Annotated in this window: 18 protein-coding genes and 3 pseudogenes; 14 read left to right on the top strand and 7 right to left on the bottom strand. The window is 57.2% G+C overall.

The window, feature by feature from the left end; genetic code table 11:
* Positions 1–598: 598 nt before the first annotated feature.
* A pseudogene (locus AC2A6O_RS26475) lies at positions 599–1,302 on the bottom strand (IS6 family transposase).
* Between the two features lie 125 nt (positions 1,303–1,427).
* Here AC2A6O_RS26475 and AC2A6O_RS26470 point away from each other — a divergent pair.
* Entirely contained in the window at positions 1,428–1,541 is a 114-nt protein-coding gene (locus tag AC2A6O_RS26470; protein ID WP_498931640.1) for a WGR domain-containing protein, read from the top strand.
* Between the two features lie 66 nt (positions 1,542–1,607).
* On the opposite strand, the gene AC2A6O_RS26465 is transcribed toward AC2A6O_RS26470, so the two are convergent.
* The 3 genes from AC2A6O_RS26465 to AC2A6O_RS26455 are packed head-to-tail and all read right to left on the bottom strand — an operon-like array spanning position 1,608 to position 3,339.
* Positions 1,608–1,730: a helix-turn-helix domain-containing protein gene (locus AC2A6O_RS26465; protein WP_498931604.1), complete on the bottom strand. Its 123-nt coding sequence runs from the start codon at positions 1,728–1,730 to the stop codon at positions 1,608–1,610.
* Between the two features lie 56 nt (positions 1,731–1,786).
* Positions 1,787–2,659 carry an isocitrate lyase/PEP mutase family protein gene (locus AC2A6O_RS26460; protein WP_498931602.1) on the bottom strand — a complete coding sequence of 291 codons (873 nt, stop codon included), beginning with the start codon at positions 2,657–2,659 and terminating at the stop codon, positions 1,787–1,789.
* Positions 2,656–3,339 carry a GntR family transcriptional regulator gene (locus AC2A6O_RS26455; protein WP_498931600.1) on the bottom strand — a complete coding sequence of 228 codons (684 nt, stop codon included), beginning with the start codon at positions 3,337–3,339 and terminating at the stop codon, positions 2,656–2,658. Before AC2A6O_RS26455 ends, AC2A6O_RS26460 begins: the two co-directional genes overlap by 4 nt.
* 204 nt (positions 3,340–3,543) lie before the next feature.
* On the opposite strand from AC2A6O_RS26455, the gene AC2A6O_RS26450 reads away from it, so the two are divergent.
* The 6 genes from AC2A6O_RS26450 to AC2A6O_RS26425 all read left to right on the top strand — a co-directional run bounded on the left by AC2A6O_RS26450 (position 3,544) and on the right by AC2A6O_RS26425 (position 11,994).
* Positions 3,544–4,530: a Bug family tripartite tricarboxylate transporter substrate binding protein gene (locus AC2A6O_RS26450; RefSeq protein WP_498931598.1), complete on the top strand. Its 987-nt coding sequence runs from the start codon at positions 3,544–3,546 to the stop codon at positions 4,528–4,530.
* Positions 4,531–4,623: 93 nt separating this feature from the next.
* On the top strand, positions 4,624–5,061 hold the full coding sequence (locus tag AC2A6O_RS26445; protein WP_498931597.1) for a tripartite tricarboxylate transporter TctB family protein: 438 nt from the start codon (positions 4,624–4,626) through the stop codon (positions 5,059–5,061).
* A complete protein-coding gene (locus tag AC2A6O_RS26440; RefSeq protein WP_498931595.1) occupies positions 5,061–6,581 on the top strand; it encodes a tripartite tricarboxylate transporter permease in 1,521 nt (506 codons plus the stop codon). Before AC2A6O_RS26445 ends, AC2A6O_RS26440 begins: the two co-directional genes overlap by 1 nt.
* A gap of 4 nt (positions 6,582–6,585) precedes the next feature.
* Entirely contained in the window at positions 6,586–9,234 is a 2,649-nt protein-coding gene (gene acnA, locus AC2A6O_RS26435) for an aconitate hydratase AcnA (RefSeq protein WP_498931593.1), read from the top strand.
* Between the two features lie 341 nt (positions 9,235–9,575).
* Positions 9,576–10,829 carry a tyrosine-type recombinase/integrase gene (locus AC2A6O_RS26430; protein WP_498931591.1) on the top strand — a complete coding sequence of 418 codons (1,254 nt, stop codon included), beginning with the start codon at positions 9,576–9,578 and terminating at the stop codon, positions 10,827–10,829.
* Between the two features lie 130 nt (positions 10,830–10,959).
* Positions 10,960–11,994: a nucleotidyltransferase family protein gene (locus AC2A6O_RS26425; protein ID WP_498931589.1), complete on the top strand. Its 1,035-nt coding sequence runs from the start codon at positions 10,960–10,962 to the stop codon at positions 11,992–11,994.
* A 264-nt stretch (positions 11,995–12,258) separates the two neighbouring features.
* On the opposite strand, the pseudogene AC2A6O_RS26420 reads toward AC2A6O_RS26425, so the two are convergent.
* The 3 genes and pseudogenes from AC2A6O_RS26420 to AC2A6O_RS26410 all read right to left on the bottom strand — a co-directional run.
* A pseudogene (locus AC2A6O_RS26420) lies at positions 12,259–12,534 on the bottom strand (type II toxin-antitoxin system ParD family antitoxin).
* 118 nt (positions 12,535–12,652) lie between these two features.
* A complete protein-coding gene (locus AC2A6O_RS26415) occupies positions 12,653–13,102 on the bottom strand; it encodes a Ros/MucR family transcriptional regulator (RefSeq protein ID WP_148585654.1) in 450 nt (149 codons plus the stop codon).
* Positions 13,103–13,294: 192 nt separating this feature from the next.
* Positions 13,295–13,572 (bottom strand): annotated as a pseudogene (locus AC2A6O_RS26410) (transposase); the annotation flags it as partial.
* A 414-nt stretch (positions 13,573–13,986) separates the two neighbouring features.
* On the opposite strand from AC2A6O_RS26410, the gene AC2A6O_RS26405 reads away from it, so the two are divergent.
* The 7 genes from AC2A6O_RS26405 to AC2A6O_RS26375 all read left to right on the top strand — a co-directional run bounded on the left by AC2A6O_RS26405 (position 13,987) and on the right by AC2A6O_RS26375 (position 23,310).
* Entirely contained in the window at positions 13,987–14,868 is an 882-nt protein-coding gene (locus tag AC2A6O_RS26405) for a hypothetical protein (RefSeq protein ID WP_498931587.1), read from the top strand.
* A gap of 589 nt (positions 14,869–15,457) precedes the next feature.
* Positions 15,458–15,721, top strand: a complete 264-nt coding sequence (locus tag AC2A6O_RS26400) for a hypothetical protein (protein WP_498931585.1) — start codon at positions 15,458–15,460, stop codon at positions 15,719–15,721.
* A 220-nt stretch (positions 15,722–15,941) separates the two neighbouring features.
* Entirely contained in the window at positions 15,942–16,244 is a 303-nt protein-coding gene (locus AC2A6O_RS26395; RefSeq protein WP_498931583.1) for a hypothetical protein, read from the top strand.
* Between the two features lie 433 nt (positions 16,245–16,677).
* Positions 16,678–17,898 carry a plasmid partitioning protein RepA gene (repA, locus tag AC2A6O_RS26390; protein ID WP_148585658.1) on the top strand — a complete coding sequence of 407 codons (1,221 nt, stop codon included), beginning with the start codon at positions 16,678–16,680 and terminating at the stop codon, positions 17,896–17,898.
* Between the two features lie 41 nt (positions 17,899–17,939).
* The gene (repB, locus tag AC2A6O_RS26385) at positions 17,940–18,953 is read left to right on the top strand and encodes a plasmid partitioning protein RepB (RefSeq protein WP_498931581.1); all 1,014 of its coding nucleotides are present in this window, start codon (positions 17,940–17,942) and stop codon (positions 18,951–18,953) included.
* A gap of 212 nt (positions 18,954–19,165) precedes the next feature.
* On the top strand, positions 19,166–20,416 hold the full coding sequence (gene repC, locus AC2A6O_RS26380; protein ID WP_498931579.1) for a plasmid replication protein RepC: 1,251 nt from the start codon (positions 19,166–19,168) through the stop codon (positions 20,414–20,416).
* A gap of 254 nt (positions 20,417–20,670) precedes the next feature.
* Positions 20,671–23,310 carry an ATP-binding protein gene (locus AC2A6O_RS26375; protein WP_498931577.1) on the top strand — a complete coding sequence of 880 codons (2,640 nt, stop codon included), beginning with the start codon at positions 20,671–20,673 and terminating at the stop codon, positions 23,308–23,310.
* Positions 23,311–23,404: the final 94 nt, after the last annotated feature.

Raw genomic sequence — 23,404 nt, 5'->3', positions numbered from 1 at the left:
GTAAATAGTTTTTGCATACAATTTTCAAATATCGCATACGATAATGGAGTGGTCTTGGCTTGCTGTGCTCGATTGCCGATCCAGGGAACTGGACCTCGTCGGCACTGACACAAATGTGGTTAGGCTCCGCCGAATGACTCTGTTGGCAGATGCAATTTCAATAATTTACGACGTCGATCGGCGTTGGATCCCCTCGCCGGTTCACAGTCAACGTCCTCAAAAGCGAAGACAAATTGATAGCGGCGGCGATATTGCCAACGTCCGGTGCTCCGCTGGTATTGCCGGGCGAGTAACTGACGTATGGTCAAGCAGGAGACATTGAAACGCGGCGGCGCACTGAAATCCGTATTCGCCGCAGGAACGAGGTGGCGCCGCAATAGCGCCATCGCTCTGCCTCTGGGCTACGTATGACAAGGTAAGCATCGTAGGCGTAAACGTGCCGCCTTCCCGGATCTCATGAGAGCGTGCTTCTGCATGCTGGTACCGGTGGACAACGGCGGCCGGGTTTGAGGCCTGCCCAAGCGTTTGCACACGCTTGGGCGATGTCACCTAAACTTGAATTCGGATGGATGTTGGATTTCTGCCTCGAGGATTGATCTCAGCTCATGGCTCCGGCCGCAGCGTTCCACTCTGCGATCGCCTGGATACGGTGAACGCGGTTTTGGAATGCGAAGCGTTGTGAGCGGGGTGGGACGAAGAGGTTACGGACAGCGGAGAAGACAGAGACGAAGCGCTGAAGGCCTCCCGGTGATCGGAAGCCTTGCATCATCGGCTCTCGCTTTCGCGGCGGCACATGAGAATTCTCGGCTCGGTTGTTCAGACCCTTGTGAGATCGGTGTTCGACGTGTGGCATGACCTGTCGCCGGGCTGCTCCATAGGAGCGCAACTTGTCCGTAATCATCCTCTTCGGTGCGATGCCCTGCTTCCTCAGAAGTCGGGTCAGCAATCGCCTGGCAGCCTTGGTGCTGCGGCGCGTCTGGACGATTTCGTCAAGCACATATCCGTCCTGATCGACGGCCTGCCATAGCCAGCGTTTTCTGCCAGCAATGGTGATGACCACCTCGTCCAGATGCCACACATCGTTCCCGCCGGGTGTCTTGCGGCGAAGGCGACCCGCATAATCGGGGCCGAACTTCTTTCCCCAGCGGCGGATCGTTTCATAGGAGACGGCAATGCCCCGCTCCAGGAGCAATTCCTCTACAAGGCGCAGGCTCAGCGGAAACCGAAAGTAGAGCCAAACTGCGTGGGCGATGATCTGGGGTGGAAGCGGTGGCGCTTGTAACTGACTGGCGAAGTGCTCATGATCCTGCGTCTATCGCAGCCACTCCTCACGAGACGTTACCGTGACATCGCCTTAACAGGTTCTACCACCTGTCGGTTGAGCAAACCCTGTTCGGGGATTTGGCGTTCGCCGGACCTGGGGACGTCTGGGCAGTTGGGGGCAAACTCGGCTTGATCTCTTCGCAGATGTTTCTTCGGCTCTGGATCATCAGCAGAAATTGGCAACGCAAAAACACAGGCTCGGGTATCGCCCTGAATGAGGCTGTGGTGCTGTGCCTGATCCCAGTCCCCTGGGATCGGCCTCAGACAGTTCGCTCAATCAAAAGTCACAGAGTACCCCAGGCCCTGTAGCGGTCACGGGCGGTGAGTTCGCGCGGGAGCGCGGGGCCGAGTTGGCGGATCATGCGGTCGACGGCGGCGGCAGTGACGCCGAGGGTCTGGCGGGCCATGGGAAGGGCGTGATGATGTAGACGCCCCTTTTTGCTTGCCTAACAAGTGGCAAGACTTATTCCCCGTAACGAGCCTCCAGAGCGTCATAGTAATCCTTGTTCACCACGCGTTGGCGCTCTTCGAAGCCTGCGATAACGCCTGTGTCTTCAAACTTACGGTTTTTCTTCAGGTCAGAAAGAGCCATGCACATTCCTCGTATTGCAGCCTGCAGCGCGACATTCGCATACAGAACAAGAGAAAAGCCCATGGCTTCCAGTTCCTCGAACTCGAGGACCGGAGTCCGGCCGCCAACCACGATGTTAAGCATCTGTGGTGTATCCTTCAGCCGGGCGGGAATGGCGCGTATTTCTTCTATGGTTTCGGGCGCCTCGACAAACGTGATGTCCGCACCGTCTTCAATGAATGCCTCGGCACGCTCCAGAGCGGCGTTAAGGCCAAGCGTCGCACGAGCGTCGGTACGTGCAAGGATCATGAGGTTCGGGTCTGTACGCGCGTCTACGGCTGCACGAATCCTGTCGCGGGCTTCCGACAAATCAACCACATCCTTACCCGAAAAATGACCGCACCGTTTCGGGTTGAGTTGGTCCTCGATCTGGATAGCCGAAGCTCCGGCCAGTTCCAGCGTCCGGACGGTGTGATACAAATTCACCGCATTGCCAAATCCCGTGTCGGCGTCGGCGATCACGGGAAGCGTTGAAACGTTACGGATGGCCGCTGTATGCGCCGCGATGTCACTTAGCCCCATGAAGCCGAGATCCGGCTTGCCATAGTAGCTGTTCGTGAGCCCCGCTCCTGTCAGGAAAATCGCTTCGAATCCGCAATCCTCGATAACTCGCGCCGCAAGCGCATTCGCGGCGCCCGGCAGCAGGAGAGCTCGATCTTCCACCAGGCGCGCGCGAAATGCAGCGTTGATCTCGTGATTCATCATCTGGTCGGATTCCCCTTTTTGGTATTGTTTGAAGTGTCGTCGGCGTAGCCCATCCGCTCACAGAAGGATTTCCAGCTGTTGCGAATGTGACGGCGCATGAGGATGTCCGCCAGTTCCGGATCGCTCTCCACCACGGCCTGGCAAATGCCGTGATGTTCACCGATCGCCTTACGAAGGCGCCCACTTGCATTGCGGCTGTGAATGCGAAGCAGCATGAGCTGCGGATAGAGCTGTTCGGACAACAGGCGTAGCAACAATCCGTTCTCTGACAGTCGGGCAAGCTCTAGATGAAAGTCATTGTCCGTGCCCTGCATTTCCTCGGATGTGAAGCGGTCTTCCGTGATGTTTGTCAGCGCGACAAGCGCTGCTTTGCCGGTTTCGTCGGCGCGGATGGCCGCGAGACGGGCCGCTTCGGCTTCAAGCGCCTCCCGCAGTTCGTACAAAGCCCTTGCTTCTTCCTGAGAGAATTCCCTGACCCGCGTGCCGACATTGGGCACCGAAATAGCGATGCCGATTTCGACGAGACGCGAAAGCGCATCGCGGACCGGGCCGCGGCTTACGCGAAATCTCTCCGCGAGCGCTGCTTCCCCAAGTCTTTGACCCGGCGTCAGCTCGCCGGAGAGCATCTCGGACTTCAAAGTATCGGCAATGAAGGACGCCGTGTCTCTTTGCTGGTTCATTGTTAACAATCTGACGTTGGCGATGGATAGAAAAATCTAGACGATATTGCATTTTAGTCACAATAGGCTTGTATTGTCTATGTTTTTTGGGGCTTCATGTGCCATTTTTAGCTAGTTGCAAACACAAATAAATGAGGCTAAGGTCATTATTGTTAACAATCTGGGTTCGTATTGTCGGGGCCTGGTGACTGGGAGGATCAAAAAATGACCAAGACTTTTCGCTCGGCCTTAAGAGCACTTACCCTCGCAATGGCGATTGCGACTGGCACAATGGCGCAGGCAGAAGAAGCCTGGCCGACACGACAGATCACGTTTGTCATCCCCTTCGGTGCGGGCGGATCTGTCGACCGTTCGATGCGACTCGTAGCCGAGCGGCTGCAAGACAAACTCGGAGTGCCAATCCGAGTGGTGAACCAGAAGGGCGGCGGCGGCCACGTCGGAACAACCTATTTCCTGAGCCAGCCGACCGACGGGTCGTCCTTCCTCGCAACCGCCATTCACCCTTACATCTCGAATGCGATTTTGAAATTCGACCCTGACTACACCCTCGACGACCTGGCCTTCATCAACGGCCAATGGACGGATGTGGATCTGTTCGCGGTCAACAAGGATCTGCCGTTCAAAACGCTGCAAGAATTCATGCAGGCCGTGAAAGAGGAGCCGGGTCGCTACCGTGCATCGGTTGTTACCGGCTCAACCGGTGAAATCAATCTTCGGCTTGCGCTTGAAGCCTTTGGCCTTTCGGGCGACGCCGTCAACGTTGTCACGTATGAAGGTGGCGGCACGGCGCGGACCGCGGTTGCCGGCGGACAGGTCGACCTGGTCGTGATCAGCGCTTCCGGCAGCCTTCCCGTTGCCGAGTTCATCCGTCCTCTGGCGGTTGCCTCTGAAACGCGGCTGGAAGATTGGGACGCACCGACCCTGAATGAAACGCTCAAGGACGAAGGCGTAACGTTGAGACCTCTTCTCGGATCCATTCGCGGTATCGCGGCCAATGCGAAGTTCGCTGCCGAGCATCCGGAAGACTTCGACCGCTTTGTTGCGGCTTATGAAGAAGTCCTGCAGGACGAGGACTTTGTCGCACTGCTCAAGGAACAGGACATCGGAGCGGACTGGGTCGGCCCCGAACGCACGACGGAAATCGTCAAGTCCAACTTCGAAATCCTGAAGCGCTTCTCCGCCGATCAATAAGTGATCTGCCACTTCGGACAACATCAAGGGATGCCGGGGGGAGAACCCCCTCGGCGTCCCGCTCCTGAGCCATCCGACAGCCACAGGTCGCCCATGTCCATTCGATTAGCCCCTTCCCACGCGATCTTTCTTGCCCTTGCGCTGGCCCTCACGTTCGCCATGAACCGCAGTGCAATTGCCGCGAAGTTCTCTCTCAACAACTTGATCATCCTCGCGCCGGCCAGCCTCCTGGCGATTGTTCTGGTCGGAGTCATCGTGTTCTCTCAGTGGGGACGAGAAGAGGATCAGGGCGAGAGCCTGCGCAAGACGGCAGGGGATCTCCTGCTGCTCGCTCTCTTTTGCGGATTTTGCGGATTGATGTTCTACATCGGGTTCGACGTCGCGACCTTCTTCTTCGTCTGGCCCGGAATCGTGATCTGCGGCGAGCGGTCCCTGTGGAAGCCACCGCTCTTTTCCCTGGTCTTCACCGCAACAGTCACCAGTGCCTTTGGCGCACTTTTTCCCTTCCCCATGCCCACGCTGGTGTTCTGATGGTCGACTTCTCCGCACTTACATCCGCATTTGACCTGATGTTCAGCGGCATTGGTCCCTGGATCTTTGTGATCCCAGGTCTGCTCATTGGGTTGATCTTCGGTGCCGTCCCGGGTCTTCAGGTATCAATGGCGATGGCGCTTTTCCTGCCACTCACCTTCACGATGGACTTTATCCAGTCGATCATGTTCCTGACCTCCATTTTCACCGGCGGGGTTTATGGCGGTGGGGTCACGGCAATCCTGATGAACATTCCGGGCTCGTCGTCTTCCGTGGCAACCGCGTTCGACGGTTACCCAATGGCCTGCAATGGCCGCCAGAACGAGGCCCTCGGTCTCAGCCTCGGCGCGTCGGTAATCGGAGCCTTCATTGGCTACGTTGTTCTTTTCCTTCTCATCCAGCCGCTCGCTGTGGTGGTTCTGAAGCTTGGTCCGCTTGAAATGGTCCTGGTGATCGCCTGGGGTCTCACATTGATCGCGGCGCTGAGCGGAGGGTCCATGGCAAAAGGACTGTTTGCGGGGATGCTCGGCCTCATTCTGAGCCAGGTCGGCATGTCCACGACAGGTGTTCTGCGCGCGACTTTCGGCAGTTCGTATCTGCTCGACGGCGTGCAGGTGGTGCCCGCGATGATCGGCATTTTCGCCGCTTCTGAGCTCCTGCGCATACGGGAAAGACAGACGCTGAGCACACGAGACGACGTTCCGCCTGTCGCCTTCAGGCCGATCATTCGTGCAATGCTTTCGACCTTCAAATATCCCTCTGTCCTGCTGCGCGGCAGCGCCATTGGCGTCCTTATCGGTGCAGTGCCGGGAGTTGGATCTTCCGTTGCCAATCTCGTTGCCTATGGCGAGGTTCGGCGAACATCTTCACGTACAGAAGAATTCGGCACAGGCCTTCCTGAGGGAGTGATTGCTGCGGAATCCGCCAATTCATCCTCCGAAGGCGGATCGATGGCGGCGCTTCTGGCGCTTGGCATTCCCGGCGGAGCGGCCACGGCAGTGCTCATGGCGGCCTTCTCTTTCCACAACATCGTCGGTGGTCCGGCTTTCATCCGGGACCAGGGCGACCTGGTCTACGCCATCATTGTCGGCAATCTGGTTCAGGTTCTGCTTCTCGGCATTGTCGGCCTGCTAGTGCTGCGTCTGCTGGGCATGGTGATCAAGGTGCCGCTTCGGTATCTGGTCCCCTCGGTCCTTGCCCTGTGCGCCTGGGGCGGCTTCGGCGTGACTGGCACGATTGCCGGTGTTCTGACCGTTGCAGTCTTCGCTTGCCTCGGGTGGTTGATGCGCCGGCATTCCTACCCCGTGGCGGCAACGGTTATCGGGTTGCTTCTGGGAAGGATGGCTGAGGGCGAGATGGTGCGCAGCCTTCAGATTTCCGGCGGGCATCTCGGCAGCTATCTGCTGGAGCGACCGATTTCCATGCTGCTGCTCGCAATGATGGTCTTTTCGATCGTCGCAGCTGTCCTGAAGGCACGTTACGCACGCCGTGCCGCCCTGTCTCCCGATACCCAGGAATAATCAAATGACATCAGACTGGAACACCGGCGCAGACTTGACCGTCGCCGGCAAGACATACCGATATGCGTCTCTCGCCCGTCTTCAGGAAGCCGTACCCGGCGCGGTAATTGAGCGCCTTCCTTTCGTGACGCGAGTCCTCCTGGAAAACCTTTTGCGTCATATGGATGGAACTAAGGATGCTGCCGAACGGGTTGCGGCTGTTGCAAGAGGTGAAGACGTCGGCGACATCGAGTTCTTTCCTGCCCGGGTGCTGATGCCGGACTCTTCAGGTGTACCGCTCCTTGCCGACCTGACGGCCATGCGGTCAGCAGTAGCCGAAAGAGGCGGTGACCCGAGCAAAGTGAACCCGAAGATTCCCGCCGAACTAGTGGTGGACCATTCCGTGGTCACCCAGTTTGCCGGAACCGCGGATGCCGAGCGACGCAACATAGTCCTCGAATATGAACTGAACGCTGAGCGCTATACTTTCCTGAAGTGGGCGGAAGCCAATTTCCGCAATTTTCGCCTGTTTTCACCCGGCAAGGGCATCGTCCATCAAGTCAATCTCGAATACTTGGCAAGGCCTGTTCGAAGCGCAAAAGTCGAAAACACGCTCTGGGCCTATCCGGATACGCTCGTCGGCATGGACAGCCACACACCGACGATCAACGGGCTCGGTGTCATGGGCTGGGGGGTCGGCGGCATTGAAGCCGGCGGCGCCTTGCTTGGCTTGCCGATCTCGATGGCTTTCCCGGATGTTGTGGGGTGCCGCTTGACCGGCGCCGTGCAACCAGGTGTCACGAGCACGGATCTGGTACTGACGGTGACAGAGGCACTGCGCAAGCACGATCTGGTGGGCAAGATCATCGAGTTTCATGGCAACGGGCTGGATTCGCTGAGCGTGCCGGACCGAGCGACCCTTGGGAACATGGCACCGGAATACGGGGCGAACATGGGGTTCTCGCCGCTCGATGCCAAAACCATGGAATATCTGCGCCAGACCGGACGTGACGAACACGATATCGCGCTTGCAGAAAAATATGCAAAAGCTCAGATGATGTGGGCGGATGGGGCTGATACGCCACAATATGCGCAGGTGATCACAATCGAGCTGGACCAGATCAAGCCGTCCGCGGCTGGTCCGCGTCGGCCACAGGACAGGCTCGACCTGGAAGACGTTCCCGGCAGTTTCGACGACTTTCTTGATGCGCGCACCGACGGTTCAAAACCCGGACCTGGCGCACTGTCCGACGGGGATATCGTAATCGCTGCGATCACATCCTGCACCAATACATCAAACCCTTCACTGATGGTCGCTGCCGGGCTCGTTGCTCGAAATGCCGTGGCGGCGGGACTGACGGTTGACCCCAAGGTGAAAACGTCGCTTTCTCCAGGATCGCGTGTTGTTTCCGCCTATCTCGCTAAGTCCGGGTTGCAGGACTATCTCGACCGTCTCGGATTTCAGGTGACAGGTTATGGCTGCATGACCTGTGCCGGTGGTTCCGGACAGCTTGCGGCTGACATCGAGGAAGAAATTCGCACCCGGAACCTTAGTGTGACTGCAGTTCTCTCCGGTAACCGCAATTTTGAAGGCAGAACACACCCTTTAGTTCGGGCAGCTTATCTCGCGTCACCACCGCTCATTGTTGCCTACTCGCTGGCCGGCACGGTGCGGTTAGATCTCGCGAACGATCCACTTGGAAAGCGGGCTGACGGTTCCCCGGTCTATCTCGCCGATCTATGGCCGGATCCTGAGGAAGTTGACCGACTGACGCAGACGATCGTGACCGCAGACCAGTTCCGGGAACAATACGGTCGGATGCAGGAAGCAGACGAATTCTGGGAAGCACTGACAGCGCCTGAAGGCGAAGACTTTCGCTGGGATAACCAAAGCACTTACCTTTTGCGCCCACCCTTCCTTGATGACGTCACAGGCGAGGTCCGCGATATCAGCTTCTACAGGCTGGAAAATGCCCGCCCCCTGCTGATTCTCGGGAATGATATTACGACCGACCACATATCGCCCGGATCTGCCATTCCGGCGAGCAGCGCGGCCGGGCAATATCTTCTTTCGCTTGGTGTTCCTGAGAACCGGTTCAGCTCCTACATCGGGCGGCGCGGTAACCACAACGTCATGATGCGAGGCACCTTCGCCAATATCCGCATACGCAACCTGATGGTTCCAGGCACCGAAGGCGGCATAACCCGGCATCTTCCAAGCGGCGACACTTGCTCTGTACATGAGGCTGCCGCCAAGTATCGAGCAGAAGGCGTTCCGCAAATCGTGATCGCCGGACGCAACTACGGCAATGGCTCCTCTCGAGACTGGGCGGCAAAGGGAACCCGCATACTTGGCGTACAAACTGTAATTGCCGAGAGCTTCGAACGCATCCATCGGTCCAATCTCGTTGGCATGGGCGTGCTGCCGCTTCAACTGACCGATGGATACACCACAGAAACCCTGGGCCTCACTGGAGAGGAAATCTTCGATATCGTCTTTGAAGAGGGGCTTGCTCCCAAAGCAAGAGGATATTTGAGGATCGCTTCCACCGATGGCCACCCTGCACGGGAGATCCCGTTGCTCTGCCGTCTGGAAACCGCACGCGAGACGGAGATCTACGCAGCAGGGGGCATTCTTCCCTACGCTATGAAAGAGATGATCGCGGTGCCTTAAAGTGAAAGGGCTGCGGCCAAAGCTGTCGCGCGTCGCTTCCTCTCACACAGTTTGCAGGCGTGCCAACCAGCCGTTCGTCCGCCCGCGTCAGCGCGTGCCTGGCGCGGTCAGGCGGGTCGGCCAGTCCAGTTATGTCAGGGACTTGCGGAGATCGTAAGCGCTTGACATTGGCTGATAATATTTCATTAACGATAAACAACAAGCAAAAAGATATCATTACATGGATGTATGGCAAGACAGTGAATACAGTAGTGATAAGTAATGCTTATCGAATGTTAGACATCTTGGCCGTCCCATGCTAGAAAACGGGTCAGTGCCCACCTCTCATGAAGCTGTCAGCGATGCCCGAAAGCCCCCTCCCCGCTTCCCGTCTCACGTCGCGGCCCGCCATTGACGAGGCTTCAGATCAGCCTTTGAGCCGGAAGATCGAAAACCTGGATGCGCTGGCCGCCATCTTGCCGGCCCTTGCCGGGCCGGATCGTACCGATCAGCTGGTCGCCTTGCTCAGTGAGGAGGACATTGCCACCCTGCGGCACCTGGCAAGCGAAGGGATTGGCGAAAATTCCCTCAGGGCCCTCACCTCCGATTGTTCCTATCTGGAAGGCTGGTGCCTGGCAGCGACGGGAGAGCCCCTGCCCTGGCCGGCGCCGGTGCCGCTGATCCTGAAATTCGTTGCCCATCACCTGTGGGATCCGGAGCGGCGAAAAGCTGATCCAGCGCATGGTATCCCCGAGGACGTCGCCCTTGCGCTGGAGGATCTGAAGCTTCTCAGGAAGGCAAAGGGAGGCGGCGCGCACCGTCAGCCTCATGCGCATTCGACCGTTCAGAGACGGCTTGCCTCCTGGTCGACGCTGCATCGCTGGCGCGGTCTCGAAGGGGCGTTCTCGGCTCCCGACGTGCGCTCGGCCCTGCGTCTGGCCAGCCGCGTTGCCGGCAGGCCGAAGGTTAGAAAAAGCCGGCGGGCAGTGACCGCGGATCTGCTGGAGCGATTGCTTGCGACCTGCAACGGTTCGGATCTTGCCGCACCCTCTCTGGCTGATCTGCGCGACAAGGCGCTTTTGCTGGCAGGCTTCGCCTCCGGTGGCCGGCGGCGATCCGAACTGTCCGGTTTGCGCCTCAGCCAGATCATCTGGGAAGAACCCCTGCCTGCGGATCCTGCCGATCCTGACAGCCCTCTGCTGCCGGCGGCGAGCCTGCGGCTTGGCCGCACCAAGACCGAAGACGCTTCCGACGACAATGCGGTGCTGCTGATCGGGCGTCCGGTCGAGGCGCTGAAAACCTGGCTGGAGGCTGCAGATCTTCGCGAAGGCGCGGTTTTCCGGGCGATTGATCGCTGGGGCAATGTCAAGGCGCGCGGTCTCACGCCACAATCGGTCAACGCCATCGTGAAAAGCCGCTGCGTTCTGGCCGGGCTCGACCCGGCGGAGTTTTCCGCCCATGGTCTGCGCTCCGGGTTTCTGACAGAGGCCGCCAATCGCGATATCCCCATTCAGGACGCCATGCAGCAGTCCCGCCACCGGTCCCTCGCCCAGGCCTCAAGCTACTATAACGATGCGGGACGCAGCCGGAGACGGTCGGCCAGAATGCTGGGGTGATTTTGGAGGGCAGGTCATCAGGTCCGTAAGATCCGGACAGATCTTGATGGGGGCCATGCTGTGCGATTTACCCCACAAAAAATAGTCTGTGGTGTAGCAAGTATGCTATTTATACCCCACGAAAAAAAGTATGTGGGGTAAGATGCCGATCTCTTATCATAGTGCAATTGGAACTGCAGCCTGGACCGACCTGCGTCGTTCGTTGATCGACAGCACCGTTTCGGATCTCCGGGGCGTGCCACGATCCAAAGTGGTTGGTACGAAAACCTACTGGTATGATCACTTCCGCGTCGGCAACAAAACTGTAGATCGATACATCGGCGAAGACACACCGGAGCTGCGCAACCGATTGGACCGGCAAACAGAAATCGCAGATGCTGCCAAGCAGGCAGATCGCGAGCGCGCCAGGTTGATGCGTGTGCTGCGGGCCGAAGGGTATCTGTTCGCGGATGTAGGGTCCGGTCAGGTTGTCTCGGCAATGGCCAAAGCCGGTGTCTTTCGTCTGGGGGGAACGATCGTCGGAACGCACGCCTTTCGCTGCTATGAAGGCGAGCTTGGCTTCCGGATTGGCTTTGATCAATCGGCAACTACGGACGATGTTGATATTGCGAGTTTTGAGCGCTTGTCCCTCGCTCTCGCGGATACGGTTGAACCTCCGCTTGCAGAGGTCTTTTCCGAACTTCAATTTGATCCGCTGCCAACACTTGAGAGCGACAAAACCTGGCGTTGGCGGCAGTCAACCCGCCAGACTCTGGTGGAATTCCTGACGCCTTCCTTTGAAGAGGATGAGGGGATCCGAGATCTTCCTGCGCTTGGGGTCAATGCACAGAGCTTACACTTCCTCAATTACCTGATTGCCGAGCCAGTTCGTGTTCCCTTTCTGTATAGATCCGGAGTGTTGGTGCAAGTCCCGCGGCCGGAACGCTTTGCAGTTCACAAGTTGATTGTCGCCGACAGAAGACAAGGCGGACCGGATGCCCTTAAAGCCCACAAGGACCGTGCACAGGCGGCATTTCTGATCGAAGCCTTGAGCGAAACCAGACCCGACGATCTGATTGAAGCTTACGAGTTGGCGATCGGGTCCGGTCCGGCGTGGCGAACGAGAATCCTGGCAAGTCTGAAGCGCATGCCGGCCACAGCCGAATTGCTTCACTCACTGCTTTGAGTGGGCTTAAGGATGTGGACGGTCTCCTGGTTCGGTCCCTCGCCCAGACCTCCCGCAAATGCCGCAGCGCTGGTCATGGCACAAGGCGGTCCGAAGCGTGCCTGTGAGCGGAGTTTCCGTGTATTGATCGATGGCGAACCGAATGGATCTGACGCGCTAGGCCGCGCGTTCGAAGGCTTCCTCTCGGTCTTCCCCGAGATCGGAATGGTATCAAGCAGGTGATCGAAGATCAGTTCAAAGTCGCGCTCAGCGGTGGTCGACTACTCAAGGGTCCACACGGAGGCCACGCCGCTTTCGCTCGATCATGGCTTCCACGCGGTTTCCCATTTCTGCAGCAGAGACAGAAGGACCATTCATCCTCTGCCCGATGAGCTCACGGAGAGCTTGTGTTTCGAGAGACTCAAGCTCGGTTTTCTGGCGCAAACGCTCCAGCCCCTGTTACAGAGCCGAACTCAGGCTTGAAGTTTCGCGGAACTCAACAAGAGCGCGCGCAAAAGCATCCTGCTGTTCAGTCAACGAAATGGAGGACTTAACGCTCACGGGTGTTCTCGTTCCGCAAGAAGGTGCTACTCAGTAGCATTAACGTCAAGATCCTCGAACTATCCCTTGTTTGACCGAACCTGGATCGACTTCAGGCGCCTCGGTTCGAAGCCAAAAGCTACTTCTTGCGCGGCTTGCGCGTCTGTTTGGCCCGTTGTTGCCCGAGGCCCATCTTCTTGGCGAGTTCGGAGCGAGCTGCGGCATAGTTGGGAGCGACCATCGGATAATCCGCCGGAAGGTTCCACTTTGCCCGGTAGTCTTCAGGGGTCAGGTCGTAGTGGGTCCGAAGGTGCCGTTTCAGCGACTTGAATTTCTTTCCGTCTTCCAGGCAGATAATGAAATCATTTCCGACAGATTTCTTGACCGGCACCGCGGGAACGAGTTCCACAACTTCCGGCTCCTGGGCTTTCTGTGCGGACGAGGTCAGCGCCTTGTGCACGGAAGCTATCAGGTCTGCCAATTCGGGAGCGGCAACCGTGTTGTTGGCCACATAGGCCGAAACGATATCGCTTGTTAGCTCGATAAAGGCAGCATCCTGAACGAAGTCATCTTCTGGTGTATTGGTCATGATTTTCCTTATGGGCAGGGTGTCTCTTGAGACAGGCGCCAATAGTTATTCCGGCTGAAACATAATGAAACGTTTTACATTCCATTTATTATTTGTGCAATGAGACCAAGACAAAGAGTATATTTCGACTTTATTTCTCGAGCGGGTCGTGTGACGGACTGTCGGATAATTTGTGCTTGAGGCCTGTCTCCCTCACCATCTGACGAACCGTTTGCCGAATTTGACGGCGAATTTGGTCTCGGCCCCCAACCACTTGTGATGCAGCTACTTACATTCCGCGGCGGTCTGATTGAAAACCAGATACAGCAGCTTCGAGTTCAGCGCCTCGATGGCGTTCTGGGTTTAGAGGATCCGCCGTACGCTTTCGGGAGAGGCGAAGAACGGGATCAGATCGATCTATTTTCTCTACCAGCTCGGCGCGATCGCCGGGTTAGGCTGCTCCCATCGCAGGTTTCGAACGGTTCCATGGCCCCTCACCCGGTATCGTGTCGTCGGATCCATAGATGGTCCCGGACCTCGCGCTCCCTCTTGCTCCGCGCCAAGGTAGAGAAGATCTTGCCGACAAAAGCCGGGAAACGGTGCGGGTGTTTGGCGATCAGCTTCGGGTCGACCACCTAGAATGATCACGTGGGATATCACAGCTGATTTTCGACGTGCCGGTCTGCCCCAACTTCTCCGAACTGCCGTCGCGACGATTGGTTCGGCCACCCTTCCCTTCTTCGTCGTGATGCCCATCAAGTTCGACGTATGAAAAGCGCATCAACGGCGTTTTGTTTAAATAATCCAACAGCCTGCGTCTGCTGTGTTGCAGATCACAGGTTCCTTCCCTTCATAGGCTTACATGTGGTTCAAGGACATCCCGAACTTTTCGAAGAGACCTGATCATGCCACTTAACTTTCAGCAATTCAGACAAGAGATCAATGCGCTCGTAGGCGTCTACAGGGCGGATAATGCCTGGATTGCCCATTGGACGCGCTGGGACCAACCCAATCACATGGACTATTATATCGATGCCGCTTTCCGGCTTTACCAGACGACCGCACGGAATCAGTTGAAGATGACGATTCTCGGGGGGGCCAGTATCCGGACTTGCAAGGAACTGATCGCCAATTTCGGGATAACCGCGGCAAACGGCATTCAGGATCAGCAAACGGTCTGGATTGCACAGCAGGAAGAATACCGTCGCAGGAGAGGCAGGGGCGAGGGCCAGAACGGGGCAGACAAAAAGGTGGCAAGAAGAAACCCGGTAGCGGTGCAAGGCGTCGGAAGCATTCTGAGCGAAAAGGCCTGGACTCCGATTCTGAACGACGCTCTGATCATCGGTGCGGCGACGGGCCATCAGACAGTCCACATTGCGCTTGAAGCACGCGAAGCCGCGATCTGGCGTGAGTGCGAGGAAGAAGCCAGGCAATGGGAGGCCCAGAACCAGGGCATCCGGATCGATTATCCCACATGGGCCTGGCAGGAATTCATGAACCGGAATATTGGAATGCTGTGGAACCAGCACCACCAAGTTCCGAAGGTGCTGGCCCGGGAGCTGATCGGACTGTCGCTTGCCGGATACAAGCCGGTTTTCCGCTATCAGGAGCTCTTTTTTACGCCCAATCCCCACACGCCGGACCCCACGTTCGAGAAGTATACCGACGGCCTGAATGAGTTGGGGTTCCATACAAATGATGGGCGCGTCAACGTGATGAAGCACATTTCGGAGTTTCTGTTTGACGACGAGAGAGCAGTCTGCGTTCCCGGTGACGAATATATCTGAGTGGGATGAGAAGCAGCAGGTCTCGGCGAGGGACCGGCTGAATCTGAATATGTATCCGGACAACACGGGGCCGCTTTCCTTCGAAGGCGGCCCCGGTTTCGAGTGCGTTCGACTAGAACAGAAATCGCTCCTTTACGGGTGTCCCAGGAACAACCGGCTGAGCGGGCCTGATAGACACCGCCGATTTTGATCCGGGAAACATTGCGATACAAACGGATCGATCCGAAGGATGCAAAGACGACGGTCAAAGCGTGGCTTGATACAGCGCCGAACGAAGGGCGACGTTCGGATCATTCCAAAGCTTTCTTTGCCGAGTTGACCGCCCGCAAGTCCACAGCACTTCGTTATGAACTTGCCAAGACCCCCGACCTTCCCCTTGGCGTTAGCGCTCACTCCGTGGCTATCAAGGTTCTCTGCAAGCATCAGGAACATGGACTCATGGCGCGGGTTTAGTGTCGCTCGACAGCGCTTGCCTTGACAGGTCCTTCAAGGACGGGGGCCAGGGCCCAGATCACGTTGCAATTGACCCCATTCTGATATGCGAGAGTTCCGTCCTTCCCGGCGGCCCGTTGTGCTTTGGGACTGGTGTATGGGCGGCTTCCAGGCTGAGTTGCTTCACCTGCAAGCCTTCCCTGTTGATCAGTCGATGAATGCAATCGGCAATAGCCAGGGCTTCTGCGGTGCGGGCGTGGAGCACTACAACAGGATTGCCGAGCCCCTCGACCTCGACGTAGCCGATTACTTCCAGCCGACCACCGAAGCGCAACTTCGCCCGCGTCAAACACTGGCCGATTGCGCCCCCGTAAAGGCACCAGCAGCAAGTTTGAAAAGTGGCGTTATACGAACCCGGTAAAACACGCCTGTTCGGCCGAGCCAGGAAATGCCATGTGACGACCGCAGACGTCGCGGCTCGTATGGTCTCGACCATCTCGTCCGGCCTGAGGACGACAGCACATTTGAACCGGGTAGGGGGGAGGCGGTTCAAGTGTCTGCTCTGCTTGAAAACAGGCGTGGTCAGAATGAGATTTGCATGGTCGAGTGTCGGCATAAAGGGAGCGACGTCAAGAGCCGTCTTGGCGTTGCCGTGGTTGCGGAATGTCTTCTGGAATATGTACGGAGCGCGTCAGGGACTAGCTGGAGTTTCCAAGCGTCATCCTGAACCCGCCGTTCTTTCAGGTCCGGAAACATCAGAAGGCAGCGTTGGTCTTCTCGGGCGACATGGACGCACAGAAGCTGCAAATCCTGCCGCCCTGGTTCCGATCGCCTTTGAATATGGCGACGTGGAAGTGATTGAAGCTTTGCTGGATGAGACTGCCTCCACCTGCCGGGCGACGGCTAAAATAGAGAGAATCACTTCCGGTCAGGCGATGTCGTGACGGCCATCGTTTGTTGACGCCATGTATTTTGAGAGAAGAGCCGCGTTCCCTCAAACGCAAATCGGTGCACAAGCGGGCGAGCCTTTCTGCCGGATATTGTTGCGTTCAGACAGGTTTCATCTGCAGGGTTTCGGCCAACAAAAATGGCCTCGTAACGAGGTGCGTGAAAAAAAGTGTTGTTTGTCAGCTTGTTAAGGCCGTGACATCTGTCACGCGGTGTCGACCAAATCCTGTGAGATCGCATTGGTGTTCCGGATGCAGGCTCGTCGAAAAGCCGTTTCTGGAAATGCTGTGCAGTCTAACCGTCTGAATTGACTCAGAAAGTTAACAGGGGTTAACCAAAAACGCATTGACAGGAATCGTTATTTCATTCTTTTTCGTAACCGACACTTTTTTCCTTAAAACGCAGTTTTTTGCGTCGGAGCTAGAAGACATGACCGAAACCGTCGAGGTTGAGGAGACTTTGGATCCCAGCAGCACGCGAGGGCAAATCTCTCGTTTTTCCGCGTTGCTCAGCACGCAAATCAAAAATAACTGGCAAGTGAACTATCCGCCAGAAGCGCGAAAGCAGCTTCGGTCGTTTTCTTCATCTGAAGTTGCCGATCTTGTCGGCATTTCACCTGCTACGCTGCGACAGATGTCTTTGGACGGGGAGGGGCCCATGCCGGACCGCTCCGAAGGCAACAGGCGCATATACTCTCTTGAGCAGATCAATGAATTGCGGAAGTTCCTGGCGGAGCGGCGTCCTTCGCAGGCGACGTCTTTCGATCCGCAGCGCCGCGATGGCGACAAGATGCAGGTTGTCGCTATTGCTAACTTCAAGGGTGGATGCGCCAAGACGACAACCGCACTGCACCTGGCTCAGTTTCTTGCGTTGCAAGGCCTCAGAGTGTTGGCGATCGATCTGGACACGCAGGCCAGCCTGACTGAGATGCTTGGCGTGCAGCCTGTTCTGGAGGTGGGCGACAACGAAACGGTCTTTGCGGTGCTGCGGTATGATGAAGAGCGGCGCACTCTCCCGGAAGTGATCCGCCCTACGTATTTCGCTGGATTGGATATCGTTCCTGGTCAGAGCGAGCTTCAGTACTTTGACTATGAGACGCCTGCAGCAATTGTCAGCAACAACTTCCTGGGCGATGAGTACTTCATACGCCGCCTTGCGACATCGCTTCGCAGCGTGGAGGACAAGTATGATGTTGTGGTGATCGATGCTCCGCCGCAGTTGTCGTATTTGACGTTGAATGCGGTGTATGCAGCGACCGGTCTCATCATACCGGTTCAGTCAGCGATGATAGACGTCGCGAGCATGAACCAGTTTCTCTATATGCTGGACGAAATGCTCGAACAGATGGCTCACTTCGGTGCGTCAGTTGATCATGACTTCCTCCGTTTTCTACTGACGCGACACGTTCCTCACGACGTGCCTCAGGTGAACATTGCCGCCTTGCTTCGTTCACTGTTTGGCGAAAGCGTTCTGACGTCTGCCGTGCTGGAGACGACCGCCATCACAAACGCAGGTCTTGAGAACAAGACACTGTATGAATTGGAACGCGGGGCCGTTAGCCGAGATACCTATATTCGTGCGATCGAAGCTGTGAACGCGGCGAATAAAGAGATTTACGGTGAAATCCTGAAAGTCTGGGGCCGCAAATGACCAGCTCAAAAGCTTCCACCAGGGCGAAGAAGCTGGCCGGCATGTTCGGCCAGGTTGATCCCGAAGCGCTTGCCAAGCAGGCGGCGAACGAAAAATCGACCGAAAAGTCGATGACAACGGCTCCAACCAAGGCGCTGCAGGCAAGCTTTGCAAGCATTGAGAAGGACAATCTCAGCCTCAGGGAAGAACTCAAAAAATCAAAGGTACATGAGCTCGACCCTGATCTCGTACTCGCGTCCTTGATTCCGGATCGCATGGAATGGACGGAGGATGATCCCCAGTTTCAAAGTTTGGTGGCTTCGATGGAGGCTTCCGGACAGAAACTGCCAATCCTGGTTCGGCCACACCCCGACGTCGATGGTGCCTACCAGCTTGCATATGGTGCAAGACGGAACAAAGCGGCCAAGGTTCTGGGCCGCAAGGTCAGGGCGTTTGTTGAAGACCTTTCGGACGAGCAGCTCGTCGTCGCGCAGGGGTTGGAGAACAATGAGCGAAAGAACCTCAGCTTCATTGAACAAGCGATGTATGCGCAGGCCCTGACGCAGGCTGGTTACAGCCGAAAGGTGATTGCTGAATCCGTCGGTGTGGGGAACGAGACGATCATCTCCAAGATGACTGCGATTGCCGGACAAGTTCCGAGAGATATCTGCATTTCCATCGGACCGGCGCCAAAAATCGGGCGAACCAGGTGGGAAGCTTTTGGACAGCTTATTGAGAAAGGCAGCCGTAAGGCATCCATTGTCGAGGCTGTGCGGGGGTTGCCTGGTCACGAAATTTGGACGAACGCGGATTCGAACAAGCGCTTCGAGCTGGCGATGCGCGCTGCAGAAAAGGCAGACAAAGCCAGAACAGCGAATCCGAAACCATCGAAAATGCCGATCCAGTCGAGCACGCGTTCCTACGGGAATATCGAGCGATCTCCGAGTGCGATGAAAATCACCATCAACGTCAAGAGTGAGCCGAAATTCGCGAATTTCGTCGCGGAGCGGATGTCGGCGTTGATCACCGAATTCGAGAATCTGGAAAGGGGAGGGGAAAGCAACGAGGAAGACTGAAACGAAAAGAACCCGCCACAAGGGCGGGTCCTCATTCGAGATAGGCTAAGTGCCTAAAATCTCAACTGCACACCTGAGATTCTAGAATCACTTTGGCCGCGTGGCAAGTTCTGTCTGTGAACAGAACACGATTTGTTGCGCCCTTTTGCCTGTCTCCCATTCAAAATTCATAGGTCCGGTCGCGTTGGGTCGCTTCCGGAGAAGGGGGACTTATGTCCACTGCTCAGCAGATTGCGAGTTTTCGCAAGGTTTCTGCAGGGGTTCTTGCGAGCGCGCATCTGGCCGCCCAGGATGACCGCCCTGCCGTTTTGAAAAAGGACATTTCTCTTGTCCTCAAACGTGTTGCGCCTGCTCTTGGCATTGAGGGAACGGCGTATCATGTGCTTGATATTCTTCTGGGGCTCGTCCAGGGCGACGATTTCAAGGCCGGCAGACGTCCGGTTGTCGCCATCTCCAATCAGCGTCTTGCGGACTACACTCGAAAAACGACGCGCACCGTTACGCGCTGCCTGAAAAAACTCGTCGAGGCAGGCATTCTCGCCTATCGCGATAGCCCCACCGGCCGCCGTTTTGTCTATCGCGGCAGGTCAGGGGAAGCCGAGCAGGCCTATGGCCTGGACTTCACGCCGGCATGTTTCAATCTGGAAGCCTTCAAGCAGCAGGCAGATGCCTTTCAGCGGCGCCTCAAAGCCGAGCAGGAAGCCAAACGCACAATCACGCGCTGTTCTCGCGCCGTGGTCGACCTGGTGGCTGCCTTTGGTTCGGAATTCGACACCTTCCTTGAGCGTATTGAGTCCGTACTGGAGTGGGCAGAGGGGGATGTGTTTGAGCGTGCGGGACGAATCGAGCAAATCTATCTGGATGCCATAGCCGTCCAACAATCTCTCAATGAAACAAAAATGTCATGCACGGGTGACATTCATGTCGCCCCTTTATTTATTACAACCCAAACCGACTCTCTAAGAAGTAATAACGAACGGACTTGCTCTAACGAGCAAGACAATAAAATTCCTGCTGACAACGGCTTTGCCGTTGAAATGGCTCTAGAAAAAGAGCCTTGCGGCGAGCGCACGGAACAGCAACCACCGAAACAACAAGCGGTAAGGCGAGCGGGAGGCAAACTTCCCGAGACTAACCTCGATGGTGTTTCAATTGGTCTCATTCAGGCAGCCTGTACCCAGGTGCAAAATGAAACCGGGCTCTCGTTCTGTGACTGGTCAGGGCTTTGCCAAGCCGCAGATGCGTTGCGGATTTTGATTGGTCTCAGTCCTGCCGGCTATCAAAATGCCGTGGAGCGGCAAGGGAAATATCTGGCCGCCGCCTGTCTTGTCGTCGTCGCGGAGAAAGCCTTGCGCGATCCGGAGCAAATCGTGTCCCCAGGTGGATATTTCCGCGCCATGATCGACAGGGCAGGGGAGGGCAAGTTGCACCTCCACAAATCCCTGCATGGACTGGCCCAGTGAGGGAGCTGGAAGTTTTTATCTGGCCGCTTTGTGTTCCTGCGAGGTTGAAACCGGATGTCTATCCGGAGGAGGTCATGAACTCCTGATTGAAGGATTTCCAAGGTCTCTCCTATCAGGGCGGCCTCGGCGACACGAAGAGGAAGACGTCGGATTTTCAGGTATTTATTACAGGTTCCGCAACATTGACGTTGATGGACTTGATATAGATAGCCTAGATTTCTTCCTGCATTTCAAACTGTCTCCCGGTAGGTCGGTTGCTTCTCGAGCGTGAAGAGCATTTGAAGTTTCTGGATGAGGCTCGGAACTCCATTTCGAGGTCCGGGGGACGGCTCGTCTTCGTCGCCGGTGAGGCAGGGGTCGGCAAGTCATCCCTGATATCCGAGTTCCTGCAGTCTCTGGGGCCGGCAACTCGGAAGGCTGTCGGCCTTTGCGATCCACTGGTCACCCCACGACCGCTCGGACCCGTTCGCGATATTTCTGCCGGTCTCATGGGAGCAGCGCAATCCCCCGATGAGGAAGCACTGCTTTTCGGGGGACTTGTGGAGCATCTGTCGCATGCCGGCGAACCGGTGGTGCTTGTCATCGAGGATCTGCATTGGGCGGACGAGCGGACACTCGACTGGCTGAAGTTCATCGGCCGCAGGATCGCCATGCTGCCTTTGCTGCTGATTTGCAGCTTTCGCGACGATCAGGTAGCCGGTTACCACCCTCTTCGCTCGGCGATGGGCGAAATAGGACCGGCATGGAAAAAACAGATAAATCTTGCCCCGCTGTCCCTCGATGCGGTTGAGGCTCTTGCGGGGTCGACATCCCTTGACCCTGAGCGGCTGCTGGAAATTACCGGCGGTAATCCGTTCTTCCTGACGGAACTTCTGGTGCAGTCGACCGATGGCGGCAATATTCCCCAGACCATCGGCGACGCGATCGACGCACGACTTGCTGGCACATCCGCGGAAGTTCTCCGTTTGCTGGAATTTGCGTCTTGCTGGCCGGGTGCCATTCCGTTGGATGTTCTCCTCGCCTTGCCGCCGGAGGATGGATACGACGCGCTGACAGAGGCCGTCGGAAAAGGCTTGCTCACGGAAAGCGGGCGCAAACTCTCCTTTCGCCACGAGATTGCGCGCCTTGCCCTCTACGACCGCCTCGGCCACCCGAGGCGGATCGAGGCCCACAGGTTTTTCCTGGACCATTTGAGCAAGCAGGCGGACCTGGCCCCGCACCTCGACATGATCGTGCATCACGCCCGCGGTGCTGAAAACGAGGAACTTCTGCTGCGTTACGCACCACTTGCCGCGGACAACGCAGCGAATCTCGGGGCGCATAGAGAAGCCGCACGCTTTCTTGAACACGCGCTGAAGCTTGCGGACCGGCTGGGTGTTGAGCAGGCTGCCGAGATCAACGAGCGTTGGGCATATGAAGCCGGGCTGTCGCTCGGTATCGATGCCGACGTGATTGCCGCGCGCCGCAAGGCGGTAGAACTCTGGCGCGAGGCCGGACGGGAGGACCGGGTCGGGGAAAACCTCCGGTGGCTGTCTCGGCTTCACTGGTACAGGGGCGAAGCCGAGGATGCCCGGCGCTACATCGAAGAGGCAATCGAGACCCTCGAAAACAGCGTTTCCAGCGTGGACGGGACCCGGGCCAAGGCTTATGCCCTGCGCGCTCAATATCATATGCTCCAGGACGAAATGACAGAGGCTGTGAAGTGGGGGCAAGAAGCTTTAATGCTTGCCGAACCCCTGAAAGAGGTCGAAACCTGTGCGCATGCCCTGAACACCGTCGGTTCTGCTCTGTTGTTCCGTGGAAATCCGGAGGGCGAGGAACTGCTGCGGAAGAGCCTGGGCATCTCGCTGGAGAACGGGTTCGATGAGCAGGCGGCTCGGGTTTATACGAATCTCTCCGAATGCCTCATCGAAATGCGCGCCCTGGAGCGAGCCGAAGACCTGATCGATGCCGGCATCAGTTTCGACAGTGCGCACGACCTTGATGCCTGGACCTATTATCTTGTCGGCCGGAAGGCGCATTTGCGCCTGGAACAGGGGCGCTTTGAAGAGGCCGTGACCATTGCGCGCGGAGTGCTTCGGCAGGAAAACCAGACATTGCTTATGCGCATGCCGGCGCAGATCGTCCTCGCCCGCTCTCTTGTGCGACTGGGAGATGCCGATGCAGGCAAGGCCCTGGCAGATGCGCTTGCCTCTGCGGAGAAGATCGGCGAACCCCAGTATCTGACCGTCATGAAGATCACCGAGATCGAACAGGCCGTGCTTGAAGGCACACCGGAAGCCGCGGTATCTGCCTGGAGCTGGCTGAACGGCCTGGACCGCAGGTTGTTGAGCCCCCGCAAGCGCGGTGAGGCGATGTTTTGGGCCCGGATTGCCGGGCTGCCGGAGGAGGAGACGACAGCAGATCTTGAACTTCCCGAGCCTGTCAGACTGTTTCTGGACGGGAATGCCGAAGATGCCGGCCGGGCCTTCCAGTTGGAAAATTCCGACTACCTGGCGGCCTGTTCGCTTGCGGTAAGCGGAGAGGCGCACTTGCATCAGGAGGCGGACGCGCTCTTGCAATCCCTGGGTGCACTCGCGGCCCGCCGCTGGATGCGCGCCCGGAACGGGGCCTGCGGCCTCTCGGCCCTGCGGCGCGGCCCCTACAGAATTGCGCGCAAACACCCATACGGGCTCACGGCCAAGGAGCAGCTGGTGCTCCGCCTTCTCGTTAAGGGCAACAGCAATGCGGCAATCGCAGATGCGATGAACCGGTCCCGGCGAACCGTCGAAAATCACGTGTCGTCAATCCTGTCCAAACTTCAGGCGAAGGACAGGGTGGAAGTGCTTCTCCGCGTTCAAAGCGAACCCTGGATTGTTGCGGCGGAAGATCAACCTGACATGGAAATTGAGTAGTCTGCACGCGAAAATTAGGTGTGCTCACCCATGATCCGTCCGGCCGCCGGCCGTACAGTTTTCCTGTTTCGTTATGTTTCAGGAAACGGATATT

It is taken from the genome of Labrenzia sp. ATLA3 (assembly GCF_057180185.1).
Note: the sequence above shows the minus strand (reverse complement) of the source record. Positions and strands in the feature narration are given on the sequence as shown.

What these genes read in the sequence shown, in the direction of transcription:
- AC2A6O_RS26405 (WP_498931587.1), top strand. Translation starts at nt 13,987, where the DNA reads ATGCCACTTAACTTTCAGCAATTCAGACAAGAGATCAATGCGCTCGTA.
- AC2A6O_RS26425 (WP_498931589.1), top strand. Translation starts at nt 10,960, where the DNA reads ATGTGGGGTAAGATGCCGATCTCTTATCATAGTGCAATTGGAACTGCA.
- AC2A6O_RS26440 (WP_498931595.1), top strand. Translation starts at nt 5,061, where the DNA reads ATGGTCGACTTCTCCGCACTTACATCCGCATTTGACCTGATGTTCAGC.
- acnA (WP_498931593.1), top strand. Translation starts at nt 6,586, where the DNA reads ATGACATCAGACTGGAACACCGGCGCAGACTTGACCGTCGCCGGCAAG.
- repC (WP_498931579.1), top strand. Translation starts at nt 19,166, where the DNA reads ATGTCCACTGCTCAGCAGATTGCGAGTTTTCGCAAGGTTTCTGCAGGG.
- AC2A6O_RS26400 (WP_498931585.1), top strand. Translation starts at nt 15,458, where the DNA reads ATGGGCGGCTTCCAGGCTGAGTTGCTTCACCTGCAAGCCTTCCCTGTT.
- AC2A6O_RS26415 (WP_148585654.1), bottom strand. Translation starts at nt 13,102, where the DNA reads ATGACCAATACACCAGAAGATGACTTCGTTCAGGATGCTGCCTTTATC.
- AC2A6O_RS26465 (WP_498931604.1), bottom strand. Translation starts at nt 1,730, where the DNA reads ATGGCCCGCCAGACCCTCGGCGTCACTGCCGCCGCCGTCGACCGCATG.
- AC2A6O_RS26430 (WP_498931591.1), top strand. Translation starts at nt 9,576, where the DNA reads ATGCCCGAAAGCCCCCTCCCCGCTTCCCGTCTCACGTCGCGGCCCGCC.
- AC2A6O_RS26460 (WP_498931602.1), bottom strand. Translation starts at nt 2,659, where the DNA reads ATGATGAATCACGAGATCAACGCTGCATTTCGCGCGCGCCTGGTGGAA.
- AC2A6O_RS26455 (WP_498931600.1), bottom strand. Translation starts at nt 3,339, where the DNA reads ATGAACCAGCAAAGAGACACGGCGTCCTTCATTGCCGATACTTTGAAG.
- AC2A6O_RS26450 (WP_498931598.1), top strand. Translation starts at nt 3,544, where the DNA reads ATGACCAAGACTTTTCGCTCGGCCTTAAGAGCACTTACCCTCGCAATG.
- repA (WP_148585658.1), top strand. Translation starts at nt 16,678, where the DNA reads ATGACCGAAACCGTCGAGGTTGAGGAGACTTTGGATCCCAGCAGCACG.
- repB (WP_498931581.1), top strand. Translation starts at nt 17,940, where the DNA reads ATGTTCGGCCAGGTTGATCCCGAAGCGCTTGCCAAGCAGGCGGCGAAC.
- AC2A6O_RS26445 (WP_498931597.1), top strand. Translation starts at nt 4,624, where the DNA reads ATGTCCATTCGATTAGCCCCTTCCCACGCGATCTTTCTTGCCCTTGCG.